This is a genomic window from Spartinivicinus ruber, from assembly GCF_011009015.1.
Taxonomy (GTDB): Bacteria; Pseudomonadota; Gammaproteobacteria; order Pseudomonadales; family Zooshikellaceae; genus Spartinivicinus; species Spartinivicinus ruber.
Genome location: NZ_CP048878.1, coordinates 2,875,207 through 2,888,546 on the forward strand (window position 1 = coordinate 2,875,207; position 13,340 = coordinate 2,888,546).

At 41.7% G+C, this 13,340-nt stretch carries 14 protein-coding genes; 10 read left to right on the top strand and 4 right to left on the bottom strand.

Annotated elements, in window-relative coordinates; all coding sequences use genetic code 11:
* Positions 1-65: 65 nt before the first annotated feature.
* Entirely contained in the window at positions 66-1,088 is a 1,023-nt protein-coding gene (locus tag G4Y78_RS13645) for a LacI family DNA-binding transcriptional regulator (RefSeq protein ID WP_163833541.1), read from the bottom strand.
* Between the two features lie 275 nt (positions 1,089-1,363).
* On the opposite strand from G4Y78_RS13645, the gene G4Y78_RS13650 reads away from it, so the two are divergent.
* The 3 genes from G4Y78_RS13650 (at position 1,364) to G4Y78_RS13660 (ending at position 4,816) form a co-directional block, all read left to right on the top strand.
* A complete protein-coding gene (locus G4Y78_RS13650; protein WP_163833542.1) occupies positions 1,364-2,536 on the top strand; it encodes a dihydrodipicolinate synthase family protein in 1,173 nt (390 codons plus the stop codon).
* Positions 2,537-2,644: 108 nt separating this feature from the next.
* Complete coding sequence (locus G4Y78_RS13655) at positions 2,645-3,781, top strand: glycerate kinase (protein ID WP_163833543.1); 1,137 nt, start codon at positions 2,645-2,647, stop codon at positions 3,779-3,781.
* 3 nt (positions 3,782-3,784) lie between these two features.
* Positions 3,785-4,816: an oxidoreductase gene (locus G4Y78_RS13660; RefSeq protein WP_163833544.1), complete on the top strand. Its 1,032-nt coding sequence runs from the start codon at positions 3,785-3,787 to the stop codon at positions 4,814-4,816.
* Positions 4,817-4,854: 38 nt separating this feature from the next.
* Here G4Y78_RS13660 and G4Y78_RS13665 read toward each other — a convergent pair whose 3' ends face one another.
* Together G4Y78_RS13665 and lexA are read right to left on the bottom strand one after the other, a co-directional pair.
* Positions 4,855-5,313 (bottom strand): SulA-like leucine-rich domain-containing protein, encoded by a 459-nt coding sequence (locus tag G4Y78_RS13665; protein WP_163833545.1) that lies wholly within the window; start codon positions 5,311-5,313, stop codon positions 4,855-4,857.
* A gap of 314 nt (positions 5,314-5,627) precedes the next feature.
* On the bottom strand, positions 5,628-6,224 hold the full coding sequence (lexA, locus tag G4Y78_RS13670) for a transcriptional repressor LexA (RefSeq protein ID WP_163833546.1): 597 nt from the start codon (positions 6,222-6,224) through the stop codon (positions 5,628-5,630).
* Between the two features lie 375 nt (positions 6,225-6,599).
* Here lexA and G4Y78_RS13675 point away from each other — a divergent pair, with 375 nt between their 5' ends.
* From G4Y78_RS13675 to G4Y78_RS13695, 5 genes are read left to right on the top strand one after another with little or no spacing between them, the layout of a single operon-like run.
* A complete protein-coding gene (locus G4Y78_RS13675; protein ID WP_163833547.1) occupies positions 6,600-7,256 on the top strand; it encodes a TetR/AcrR family transcriptional regulator in 657 nt (218 codons plus the stop codon).
* 33 nt (positions 7,257-7,289) lie between these two features.
* Positions 7,290-7,769 carry a L,D-transpeptidase gene (locus tag G4Y78_RS13680; protein ID WP_163833548.1) on the top strand — a complete coding sequence of 160 codons (480 nt, stop codon included), beginning with the start codon at positions 7,290-7,292 and terminating at the stop codon, positions 7,767-7,769.
* Positions 7,770-7,800: 31 nt separating this feature from the next.
* Complete coding sequence (gene nagZ / locus G4Y78_RS13685; RefSeq protein WP_163833549.1) at positions 7,801-8,808, top strand: beta-N-acetylhexosaminidase; 1,008 nt, start codon at positions 7,801-7,803, stop codon at positions 8,806-8,808.
* Between the two features lie 59 nt (positions 8,809-8,867).
* Complete coding sequence (locus G4Y78_RS13690; RefSeq protein ID WP_163833550.1) at positions 8,868-9,965, top strand: mechanosensitive ion channel family protein; 1,098 nt, start codon at positions 8,868-8,870, stop codon at positions 9,963-9,965.
* A 2-nt stretch (positions 9,966-9,967) separates the two neighbouring features.
* Complete coding sequence (locus G4Y78_RS13695; protein WP_163833551.1) at positions 9,968-10,702, top strand: S-methyl-5'-thioinosine phosphorylase; 735 nt, start codon at positions 9,968-9,970, stop codon at positions 10,700-10,702.
* A gap of 49 nt (positions 10,703-10,751) precedes the next feature.
* On the opposite strand, the gene G4Y78_RS13700 is transcribed toward G4Y78_RS13695, so the two are convergent.
* Positions 10,752-11,018, bottom strand: a complete 267-nt coding sequence (locus tag G4Y78_RS13700; protein WP_163833552.1) for a DUF5062 family protein — start codon at positions 11,016-11,018, stop codon at positions 10,752-10,754.
* Between the two features lie 441 nt (positions 11,019-11,459).
* Between G4Y78_RS13700 and G4Y78_RS13705 the strand changes: the two genes are divergently transcribed.
* Together G4Y78_RS13705 and G4Y78_RS13710 are read left to right on the top strand one after the other, a co-directional pair.
* Positions 11,460-11,876, top strand: coding sequence for a hypothetical protein (locus tag G4Y78_RS13705; protein WP_163833553.1), 417 nt, complete (start codon positions 11,460-11,462; stop codon positions 11,874-11,876).
* A gap of 99 nt (positions 11,877-11,975) precedes the next feature.
* Positions 11,976-13,214, top strand: a complete 1,239-nt coding sequence (locus G4Y78_RS13710; RefSeq protein ID WP_163833554.1) for a TolC family protein — start codon at positions 11,976-11,978, stop codon at positions 13,212-13,214.
* Positions 13,215-13,340: the final 126 nt, after the last annotated feature.

The following is a 13,340-nucleotide window of genomic DNA, read 5'->3' on the forward strand; positions in this document are numbered from 1 at the left end:
TACTGAATTTTATTGGAGATGCTTTTAGGTTCAGTATTATTTTTTAAGCACTTTTTATTGTGTTTCTATGGCTCTCTCGCTAGGGTAGAAGACTCTCGTACTATAACTTTTGGCATCACGGTTTGGTTGGAAATAGGGCGCTCTGGATCTTTTAGACGATTGATTAAACATTCGGCGGCTAATTTTGCTAATTGGTCTGTATATATATGGACGCTGGTTAAGGAAGGGCTAAATACATTGCAGCCTTGAATATCATCAAAGCCGGTGACAGCTACGTCTTTTCCTGCTTTTAAACCAGCACGATCTAAACCAAACGTCACTCCAAATGCTACTATATCGCTATAGCACACAATGGCTTCTGGTAAAGGGCCTTGTTTAGCACGCGCCATAATCAGTTGAGCAGAGGCTTCTCGAGTGGGAGGGCAGGGGAGTATTTCGCACTGGTCGACTGGTATATTGGCTTTGGTTAAAGCCGCTTTAAAACCAGCGAGCCGGTTTTGGTAAACTGAAGTGTCAGTGATACCCCCTAAAAAAGCCAGTTGGGTAAAGCCTTGTTCTAGCAAATGCTGAGTAATTGCCTGACTACCGGCAATATTATCTGGGCTGATAAAATCACACTCGTTCCCTTCAATTGGCCGCATCACACTGACGATGGGTAAGCCTTTCATTGTATGGGTAGTCAGTTGCTCGTAGGTAGTACCAAATACAGGGCAAATTACTATGCCTGCGGCACCATGTTCAGCAAAAGTGCGCACCACCTTTGCTTGTTGTTGCATATCTTCAGAAGTGTTCGCCATCATCACTACATAGCCAGAGTCAGTAAAACTGCGCTCTAAGGCAACGGCCAGCTCAGCAAAAAAAGGATTGGTCAGGTCGTTAATAACCATCCCTATGATTTCTGAGGAACGACGGCGTAGGTTAGCCGCAGCTCTATTATAAACATAACCAAGTTGCTTAGCGGCCTTTAAGACTTTCCGCTTGGTTTCTGGTTTGATTTTGGGGCTGTCTTGTAAGGCTAAAGACACAGTCGATTTTGAAACCCCAGCGGCTGCCGCAATATCAGGAATAGTAATACTGGTTTTACTCACTATTTTTTCTCATTGTAAGTTTTTCAAAAGCTAACTGATTTGGGGTTAGCCGCTGGTAGTTAAATATATTGCAAGTAAACAGGTGCCTACTGCAACAAGTGTGTAGAGTTGCAACAGGTATTTGTTTATTGTAACGTTCTAAATAGTTGTTGCAATAGCATGAGTATAAACTCGTTCAAATAACAGTAGTGGACTCACTTAAAATAACCCTACGGGCTGATTTAATTAACAAATAACCATTATATGAAGGAATTAGCTATTTAGAGGTGCCTTTAATGTCTCACCAGATTATCTTGCCAGCGTTGAATTCAAAATTGGAACGTTTTAATTTGTCGTCTTGTAGTTTCGCTGAAGTGATACCAGATACGCCTTTTAATCGCACTGCTTATGCTGCTGCGCATTTAGTGGTTGATCCTTTACAGGAGCTGTATCCCTGGCAAGGTAAGCCGGCAGTGGATTGGGAAGCAACCCTGGCTTATCGGGAGTATTTGTGGAAGCTGGGGTTTAAAGTAGCCGAAGCTATGGATACGGCTCAGCGAGGGATGGGGGTTGATTGGCCAACCGCTTTAGAGTTGATTAAACGCAGTACTGTGTTGGCAAACACCATTCCAGGTGCAGATTTAGCGGCAGGCGCAGGTACTGATCAACTGATAGATTTTTCCCAAATTAACTTGGATGATGTGCGTAAAGCCTATATTGAACAAATAGAAGCTATCGAGGCTGTGGGTGCACGAGTGATTTTAATGGCTTCTCGTGCACTTGCGAAAGTTGCAAGAGGTCCAGAAGATTATTTGTCTCTTTATGCTGAATTGATTCAGGGGTGTCGTTACCCGGTGATTTTGCACTGGTTAGGAGATATGTTTGATCCTCTGCTAAGTGGCTATTGGGGCAGTGCCAATAGTTGGCAGGCGATGGATACAGTAGAGACCATTATTAAAGAAAACCCCAGTAAAATAGAGGGTATTAAAGTGTCATTGTTAGCTACGGAATATGAATTAGCATTACGCCAGCGTTTACCTCACAATGTAAAAATGTTTACTGGGGATGATTTTAATTACCCGGAATTAATTGCAGGGGAGGGCGACAGTTTTTCTCATGGCTTATTGGGTATTTTTGACCCGATTGCGCCAGTGGCAGCGCAAGCATTAACTGAGCTGGCTAATGGGAATTTTGTTGAATATCATCGATTAATGGACCCGACCGTGGCTTTATCAAGAAAAATATTTGAAGCGCCCACGCAATATTATAAAGCAGGGGTAGTGTTTATTGCCTGGTTAAATGGCCATCAGTCTCATTTTTCGATGGCGGGCGGCATGCATTCGGCCCGTTCTTTAAGGCATTATGCAGAGATATTTCGATTAGCAGACCAAGCAGGTATTTTAAGAGATCCGGTATTAGCGGTGAATCGAATGAATCAATTGAAGGCTGTTTATGGATTATATGACTAATAGATTTAGGGTGTCGTGAAATGGAGCTTTCTCACCAAAGCTATCGAATCTGGCGTACTAAAATCAAATGGTGTTAACAGGTCATAAATACTTGATAGAAAATAACCAATGAAAATTGTCATTGCACCTGATTCTTTTAAAGAGAGCCTATCCAGCATTGAGGTAGCGGATGCTGTTGCGCAGGGTATTCAACAAGTGTTGCCTGATGCTGAGTTAATTAAACTACCCGTAGCCGATGGGGGTGAAGGGACGATTGATGCCATGGTAGCTGGTACCCAGGGTAGTAAGTTTACTTGTCGCGTAACTGGACCAATGGGAACACCCGTTGACGCCTGCTGGGGGGTATTGGGTGATGGTGTTACAGCAGTGATTGAAGTGGCTGAGGCTGTGGGTTTGGCGAAAGTACCAGTTCAGCAACGTAACCCGTTAAAAGCCACCAGTTATGGTATAGGAGAACTGATTATTGAAGCACTGAATGCCGGTGCTAAACAATTTATCCTCGGTCTAGGCGGAAGCGCCACCAATGATGGAGGGGCTGGTATGTTGCAGGCGTTAGGTGCAAGATTATTAAATACCGCAGGGGATGTAATTTCGCTAGGTGCAGAAGGGCTGGCTAATTTACAACAGATTGACTTTAACTCCTTAGATAGCAGGCTAGAAAATGTTGAATTTAAAGTCGCTTGTGATGTAGATAACCAATTATTAGGCCCTACAGGTGCTACCTATACCTATGGTCCTCAAAAGGGTGCTGATGAGCCTATGCTGCAACAGTTGGAAAACCATTTAAGCCATTTTGCTAAAGTCATGCAACAAGCACTCAATCGGGATATTGCTTCAACACCGGGATCGGGTGCTGCTGGTGGTTTAGGCGCTACTTTATTAGGGGGATTTAATGCCCAGTTAGAAAGTGGTGTTGATATTGTGTTAGATACTATTCAACTGGAAACTTATTTATCTGACGCGGACCTAGTGATCACTGGCGAAGGAAAAATAGACAGCCAGACTATTTATGGTAAAACGCCGATTGGTGTTGCTAAACGGGCTAAACAATATAATTGTTGTGTAATAGCATTAGCAGGTAGCATGGGAGCTGGCTACCAAGCGGTTTATCAGCAAGGGATTGATGCAGTATTTAGTGTGGTACCAGGGGTAATGAATTTAACTGATGCTTTAAAAACTGCCGCACAGAATATTGAAGACACTGCATTTAATATTGCCAAAATTGTTAAAAGTTTTAAGGTTTGATAGATGATAAAAACAGGTATTATCGGTTATGGTTTTTCTGCTCAGACTTTTCACTTGCCTTTTATTAACTATTTAAAGGAGTTTGAATTAACAGCTATCAGCTCAAGTAAAAGAGAACAAGTATTAGCCGATAACCCTGATATTCAGGTTTATGATACAGCCGAACAATTAATTCAAGACGATACAATCCAGTTGGTGATTATTACTTCACCTAATGATACCCATTATGAATTCGCTAAGCTGGCATTACTCAGTAATAAACATGTTATTGTTGAGAAACCCTTTGTTACGCGAGTAGAACAAGGGGAAGAATTAATTTCACTAGCAAAAACAAAAGAACTGATACTGTCGACTTATCACAATCGTCGCTGGGACGGTGACTTTTTAACCATAAAACAATTAATCGATTCGAAAGCACTGGGTGAAATACGTTTATTTGAATCTCACTTTGACCGGTTTAGGCCAATCGTACGACAACGCTGGCGCGAACAAGCAGGTGAAGGGACGGGGATTTGGTATGATTTAGGTCCTCATCTGATAGATCAAGCGTTATGTTTATTTGGCTGGCCGATGGCACTGACTGCATGTTGTCGAAGGTTAAGGGAAAACTCACCAACCACTGATTATTTCCATGTTCAATTGCATTATCCTAATCATGAAGTGGTGTTACGCTCCAGCCCATTTTCTGCAGGGCCTGGGTTGCGTTTTCAATTAGAGGGAACCAAAGGTAGTTTTGTAAAGTATGGCCTTGATCCACAAGAAGAACAGCTAAAACAAGGGCTTTCGCCTCAGCATGAAAATTGGGCAAATGAAGCAGAAAAAAATTATGGGACCTTGTTTCAAGAAAATGGGGAAAGTATTCATCCCACGCAAGCAGGAGGATACCAGCATTATTTTGCTAACATTTCAGACGCAATTTTGCAAAATAAAACAGTGGCTGTAACTGCGCAGCAAGCGTTAGCAGTAATTAAAATAATTCAGTTGGCTGAACAGAGCAGCAAGACCGGTCAAACGATTTCATTGGTTGGTAAATAATCTTCTTATCTTGTAAGTAGCGCAAAATAATAGGCTGGTTAACGTTGTCTAATATTAATAACATGGCAGTTACCCTTTTTTGCTGCAATCTCTAAAGCCGATAAGGTAGCTTCGTCCAACACCGGTAACCAGCTAACTACCGTATGACTTTTACCTAGAGATAAAGCCTGTAAAGTTAGGTCCTTAATAGAGCCTTCATTGGTTGCTGTTAGAAATAAAACCTGTTTGTTATTAATGTATGCATCCTGTAGCCACTTCAAGGTAAGCTTGTGGTACTGCTTTGAGCAGACAACCGTTAGCCAGCGCTGCTTTTCATGATGACTTAGCTGGGCCAACATAGGTGGAATAAACGATGTCAGTGGTACGCGAGCAGAAGATAAAATAATTTCTGTAATATGAGTAAAGCCGCTGTGACTCGTTGATAGAGGAAAGTGAGGTGGCTGACTAGGTGTACTACAGTTGGGCTTGGAATCATTTTCATTGCCACTGTACTCCATGAGATTAATTCCTATTATCATGTTCGCTAATTATGGCTGGAGTGTATCACTGACAAAAAATTTATATCTTTGGCCTAATTCACTGTGTTTACCATATTGGAGTAGATTGTGGATCAGAGTTGATGAAAATGTGCAAAACTGCAGAATAAGTCGCAACAAGTTAATTGTGCATGGTTTATTGGCAGCTTAATTGAAGCGATGAAGGAGTTGAAAAAATAAAGAGTTGCGAAAACAGTTAGATATGACTAACTAAAAGCTAACATCGTTAAAAACTCTTTTGCCTCTCCTCATAGGGGAGAGGCGTTGGTAGCATCTTAGTGTCTTATTACCCCAACACTAATGCCTTCGATAGTAAAGTTTCCGTCGTGCAAATCCACTTCAATGGTGTTGAATTCGTTATTTTCCGGGTGGAGTAATACAACATCACCTTTGCGCTCAAACCGTTTGACAGTGACTTCATCTTCGATTCTAGCCACCACAATTTGACCATTATGTACATCGGATGTTTTATGTACTGCCAATAGGTCACCATCAAGAATACCGCAGTCTTTCATGCTCATCCCTTTTACTGTTAAAAAATAATCAGCTTGGGGCTTGAAAAAGTTGGCGGGTATCTGGCAGTAGTTGTCTATATTCTGTTCGGCTAAAATTGGAAAGCCAGCAGCTACTTGACCCACCACTGGGATGCCTTGCTGGGTTTCGTTAGGGATGCGAATGCCACGAGATGTGCCTGCAATAATTTCAATAGCGCCTTTGCGGGCAAGGGCTTTGAGGTGTTCTTCCGCAGCGTTTGCTGAACGAAACCCTAGCTGTCGGGCAATTTCTGCTCGGGTGGGTGGGAAACCCGTATCTTCGATATGGTCTTTAATAAATTGAAAAATCTCAGCCTGTCGGGCTGTTAGTTTAGCCATTGAGATGGCTCCTTATACGCATTTGGATTTTTGCTGTTTTATATGCTTCAGCTTATCTAATAATGCTTTAGATAATTGCAGGCTAACACTGCTGCTGTGATTTTATACAGTTACTGTGATTATATCCAGTTTTGCCTATCCTTCAATAGTTTTCAAGTACCTTGTTGTTTTTTATCAGGGTGTTTCCTTACTTTGTAGCGTTCAATATCACTTGCAGGAAAAGGGAAAGCCTGCTTGACTTGTATACGTATTAAACGTATGTTCAAAACGTTTGAAGATTATAACAGGCCCTAGCCCAAATATTTCTCAGCTTTTACGACAAGTTTTGATGAGGGTAGGGGGCTAAGGTTTTTAATTAATTATTTTAAATTTGTTATGGCACAATCAGAAACTGTTGAACGAATATTAGATGCTGCAGAGGCTTTATTTGCAGAAAAGGGGTTTGCCGAAACGTCATTACGGACTATTACCAGTAAAGCTGGAGTAAACTTAGCGGCAGTGAATTATCATTTTGGCTCTAAAAAGGCGCTCATTCAGGCTGTATTTGCACGTTTCTTGGAGCCTTTTTGTAAAAAACTCACTTTGAAGCTTAATGAATTTGAAGCATCATTAGCCGATCGTCAACCCACTCCAGAACAGCTGCTTAATCTGCTATTTCAGCAAATACTCTCTGTAGAAGCTCGAGGCAAGAATGACCTATCGGTGTTTATGCGCTTGCTAGGACTAGCTTTTAGCCAGTCTCAAGGACATCTACGCAAATACCTTGAACAAGTATATGGAGATGTGTTTCGCCGTTTTGTTAGTTTGGTCGTGCAAGCATCACCAGATTTACCACCTGTAGAAATTTTCTGGCGTGTTAATTTTATGGTTGGTTCAGTGGCATTTACTATGTCTGGATTAGATGCTTTACGGGATATTGCTGAAAGTGAATACAACGAGCATACCTCTGTACCTGCGGTTATGAAACGACTGGTGCCGTTTTTAGCTCAAGGCATGAAAGCTGATTTGCCTGCTACCAGCCTAGAGGTTTAATCGTTTATTTTACATGCGTGTGTACGGTGAGTGATGCCTGTTATTTATGTTTCCATTGCCGAACAAACCCTTAAATTGTTTGATGATAATCAACTGATTAAACAATACCCGATTTCTACAGCGGCGAATGGAACTGGCCAGCAGCAAGGCAGCTTTCAAACCCCGTTGGGCCGACACCTTGTTCGAGCTAAGATCGGTGCTAACTGCCCATTAAATGCTGTATTTGTTGGGCGACGATTTACAGGGGAAGTCTATGATGAGAAATTAGCCAGTCAGTTTCCCCAGCGCGATTGGATTTTAACCCGTATTTTATGGTTAAGTGGACAGGAACCTGGTTATAACCGCTTGGGGAAAGTGGACTCAATGCGACGGTATATTTATATCCATGGTACCCCTGACACAGAACCAATGGGAATACCCGCCTCCCACGGTTGTATTCGGATGCGTAATAATGCAGTTATTGAACTATTTGAGCGTATGCCAGTATATACACAAGTGATAATTGAGCCTTAATTTCAGTAAACAATAAACATTGGTAAATCCTATGCCAGGTCAGGTAATTGTTGATTTAGCAGGAATATCGCTAACGGATGACGAGCGTTGGTTGTTAAACCAGCCTGCGGTTACTGGGGTGATTTTATTTGCCCGTAATGTGGTAGATCGCCAGCAGGTATTAACATTATTGGAATCAATCCGAGCAGTACGGCAAGATTTATTAATTACGGTTGATCAGGAAGGGGGGCGGGTACAACGGTTGGTTAATGGTTATACCAAACTACCCGCTGCCTGTCGGCTAGGGGAGCACTATCAACATAATCCAGTTGAAGCCTGTCAATTAGCAGAAGATTTAGGCTGGTTAATGGCCAGTGAGGTGATTGCCTCAGGCATAGATTTAAGCTTTGCACCCGTTTTAGATTTAGGTTTACCCATCAGTCAGGTGATTGGTTCTCGTGCATTTGCAGAGCAGCCTAAGACCGTTGCTGAATTAGCCTGCAACTATTGTGTAGGGATGAAACAAGCAGGAATGGCAACAGTCGGTAAGCATTACCCAGGGCATGGCAGTGTAGCGGCAGATACCCATCATGATATTGCCTGTGATGATCGGCCCTTTACCGAAATAGAGCAAGCTGACCTGCTGCCATTTACTGCACTAATTAAGCAACAGTTGTTAGATGGGATTATGCCTGCGCATGTTTTATATCCACAAGTGGCAGAAGAGCCTGCTGGTTTTTCTCGTTATTGGCTACAAACGGTGTTGCGAGAGTCTTTGAATTTTAAGGGTATTATTTTTAGTGACGATTTAACCATGCACGCTGCGAGTCAGGCGGGTGATTATCCATCACGTGCATTAGCAGCGCTTGAAGCGGGCTGTCAGTTATTGTTAGTGTGTAATAATGTGGCAGGAGCAAAAGCGGTGGTTGCCGAACTGAATAATCATTTGACAACAGATGTTAATATTGAACCATTAAAAGGGAATGCAAAACTTAACTGGCAGAAATTAGAGGAGCATCCCCGTCGGTTAGCAATCCACGAAAAACTAAAAACACTGTAATAATCGATAAATAATGTAGAATAGGCGGAACCTTAATTAACAATCAGAGCTATTAATTCATGGAAAAGTGGTTGGACTTTTTAAATTTTGCTAAGGGGCAAGATGCTTGGGTTTATCAGGTTTTTATTGTTGTATTTTTAACTTTACTTGCCAACTTTATTGCCCGTCGCTTGCTTGCTCGTTTACACCAACAATTGACTAAAACCCGTACTATTTGGGATGAAACTGTTGTTGACTCAGCACAAAAACCGTTAGCGGCTTTAATTTGGGTGATTGGTTTTAGCTGGGCAGCTGAAATTGTGCATAAAGTGTCGGATGCGGTGATTTTTCAAGCCATTGATCCAATACGTGAAACTTTGATTATTGCCCTTATAGTTTGGTTTTTTATTCGCTTGATAAAAGCAGTAGAAGAACAGTTAATTACTCCCCGAGAAGGTAAAAAACAGGCAGATCCCACCACCGTTCATGCCATCGGTAAGCTACTGCGAGCAGCAGTGATTATTACTGGAGCATTGGTTATATTGCAATCATTGGGATATAGCATTTCTGGTGTATTAGCATTTGGAGGTATTGGTGGTGTTGCAGTGGGTTTTGCAGCCAAAGACTTGCTGGCTAACTTCTTTGGTGGGTTGATGATTTATTTAGACCAGCCTTTTAAAGTGGGAGATTGGATTCGCTCACCAGACAAAGAAATAGAAGGCACAGTAGAATATATTGGCTGGCGGTTGACGCATATTCGAACCTTTGACAAACGGCCGTTATATATTCCTAATGCAACCTTTGCCAATATTTCGGTAGAAAATCCTTCCCGGATGCTTAATCGACGTATTTATGAAACGATTGGTTTACGCTATGACGATGCGGAAAAAATAAAACCAATTATTAGTGAGGTAAAAGCTTACTTAATTAAGCATCCAGAAATTGATACTAATCAAACCTTGATTGTTAACTTTAATAGCTTTGGGGCTTCTTCACTAGACTTCTTTATTTATTGTTTTACCAAAACTATTAATTGGATACGGTTCCATGAAATTAAGGAGGAGGTATTGCTCGATATTATGGAAATTATTACCAAGCATGGTGCTGAAATAGCCTTCCCAACCCGTACCTTGCATGTAGAGCCAGTTAATATTCAGCAATCAGTAGCCAACTCTTAAGTATGCCAAATATTGCTATTATCGGTGGAACAGGGTTAACACAGTTAGCAGGATTAACCCTTACCGAACAAAAATCAGTTGAAACCCCTTATGGAACTCCGTCAGCACCTATTAGAATAGGCCAACTTGCTGAGCAGGAGATAGCTTTTTTAGCCAGGCATGGTGATCCTCATCAACTAGCACCGCATCAGGTCAATTATCGGGCGAATATATTTGCCTTAAAAACACTAGGGGTAAAGGCTATCTATGCAGTTAATGCCGTAGGTGCAATAAACTCAACAATGCCCCCTGCACATGTCGTTATCCCTGATCAAATTATTGACTATAGCTATGGGCGGGAACATACGTTTTGTGATGAGGATCGTTCAGTAGAGCATATTGATTTTACTTATCCCTACGCAGATACATTGCGCAAAGCGTTAATAATAGCAGCTGAACAAAAAGGCATTAGTTGTACGAAGAGTGGCGTGTATGGTTGCACCCAGGGACCACGGTTGGAAACCAAGGCTGAAATTGATCGGTTGGAGCGAGATGGGGTTGATATTGTAGGGATGACGGGTATGCCAGAGGCAGCATTAGCTAGAGAGCTAGGGCTGGAATATGCGTCAATTGCCTTAGTGGTCAATATGGCGGCAGGTCGCTCAGCAGGTATTATTACCATGGATGATATTAAGCAGGCCCTGGAAGAGGGAATAGTAAAAGTATTGGCTATTTTGTCCCAAGCAATAGCTCATTAACCTTTGTTTGTAACCAGTTGTATATCAGTTACTGTCCAATTGTTGCACTTTATTCCTCTTTTAATAGTGGGTGGTCTTTTGGTAGTTGACGGGAAATCCATAAAGCCAACTTATGGCGCATATTGGGTTCTGTTTCCTTACCTTTAGCCAATGGTTGGACCAAGTTATCATGCACTAATAAACGGTAAATAAAAGTGACTTTCACTTTTTGCGGGTCAGACTCTTCCACTTGGCCGACGCCCCGTTTTTTTGCATAAATAGCCCCAACCCGCAGGGCTTCCTTTACCAGGCCTGCTTCATTTTTGAGTTTTTTCATATTGGCTATATTCCTGTGCCCAGTCATAGATAGCTTCCATATCTTAGCCATGATATGGCTAGCAGCCAATGTTGTTTATACAAAACAACCTCTTGGACTTCAACTGTGGGCTCATTACTTTTGCTTAATCTGATTGATTGTTTTGTATACTGAAAATTGTCATATACAAAGTTTAAAACCACATATATACGTCTACAACAATGTTTATAGCATTGGCTTAATCAGCTGTGCTGCCCATATTTTTCCAGCAATTAATTCCAGTATAAGGGGCAAACGTTTGCCTGATTTCTTAAATACAATCGCAGACCAATAGACTAACCATAATGTTAATTAATTTACTGGGCGACTTGACCTTCTTGTGGGTGGAAGGTTTATGATAGTAGGCTAGTTTTAAACAAGAGTTCTCTTAAGTAAACGCTTGTAAGGCAGCAAAGTAATTAAATGCTAAACAAACTACACCAACAACGAAGTGGTATAGCCTTAGCCTTATTGGCAGTATGGGTTATGTTACATCTTGTCGGCTGTTTAACGGTATGGATGTCTGCTGCTGATACTAATGTTATGCCCAGTATGGATAGCACAGTAACCCAGCATCATATGGCATCAGTATTGAGTGATGATATATCACATGTTGGGGATATGGGTTGCAGTGACTCTAATGGTGCCTGCCAGTCTATGAATAAATGGCAGTCATTATTGCAATTACCATTACAGCCACTATTTGCGCTTTTCCTTATCATTCCTTTCCTTCAACTGCTGATTGGCCCATCAATTGGCTTAGCCGTACGTCAACAACAGTTGAGGTATGCTCAAACTAGCCCGCCCATTAACCTTCGCCATTGTCGCTGGCTGAAATAGCCTTTTCTCCCTACCCTTAGCTAAATTAAAAGATTTTAAGCAATTTAACCATTTTGTTGGTTGTTAGTTAATTATAATTTATTAGCGTCAGGAGGGATTATGCCTACGCGGTTGTTCTGGTGCATTATATTTACCGTTTATGTACCCATGTTGCAGGCTCACTCAGGGCTAATGCTTGATCAGGCAGTCAAGACAGCGTTAACCAATGAACCGGGGCTTGCAAGTCGTCAACTAGAAGTCAATGCACTAAAAGAAGAGCAAGTGGCAGCTAATACATTGCCTGATCCGATAGTCAGTGTTGGTGCAATCAATGTACCCGATGATACCTTTGACTTTGATCAGGAAAATATGACCCAATTGCGCTTTGGGGTGCGTCAGCAATTTCCACGGGGTAATACGCTTGCCTTACAAGGGGATGGCTTAGGGATTCAATCGGCTAATCAGCAAGTCAGTGCTGCGTTACGGAAGCTGGAAATTAAACGTGCAGTCCAACTCGCCTGGTTTAGCAGTTGGGGAAGTCAACAAGCCGTTCAATTACTGAAAAATGACCGCTATTTGTTTAGTCAGTTAATTGAGTTATCTGAGTCGCTTTATTCGGTTGGTAGAAAAACCCAACAGGATATTTATCAGGCAAAGCTCGCCTTAAGTCGGCATGATAATCGGATTATTGAGCTAAAAAAACAGCAGCAATCCTCATTGGCGATGCTAGCTCGGTGGTTACCTGATCAACAGATAAATCGGGTTGCCAATAAATTACCTCACTGGTCTTCTATAACAAACTCAATCGACCCCCTATTACTCAAACATCCCATGATTGAAATGCGCAATAAACAAGTTGATTTAGCTGACAATAAAATTGCGTTAGCAAAAGAAGCATACAAACCACAATGGGGTGTTGAGTTGGGTTATGGCGTAAGACAAGGTGACGATGCCATGGGTAATGATAGAGCCAATTTTGTTTCTGCCATGGTGACCTTTGATTTACCGTTATTTACGGAAAATAAACAGGATAGAACCCTGGCTGCTAATCAAATACGGCGTGAGTCGGCCACTTATCAACGGGAAGTGTTATTACGCAAGATGCGCTCACAATATCTGTCGCTCCAATCACAGATAACAGGCATTAATGACAGTATTGCATTGTATCAACATCGATTAATTCCTGAGGCTAATTTACAAGCAAAAGCGGCGTTGGAGTCTTATCAAGCAGATCGCATTGATTTTGCTACGGTGATTCAAGCATATATCAGTCGGCTTAATGTCAAATTAGAGTTGCTGAAATTAAAAGAGAATAGGTTTAAGACACTAACTCAATTACGATTTTTTACAGAAATATAGATCATAAATCTGATGTTTGATATGGAATAACAGCGCATTCTTCCTCCGTTCTTGAAGTGCTATCCATGGCCCATCAAGAACTAAAGCGACATCCATGTTGCAGCTCCAGAATATCCTGTTACCCCA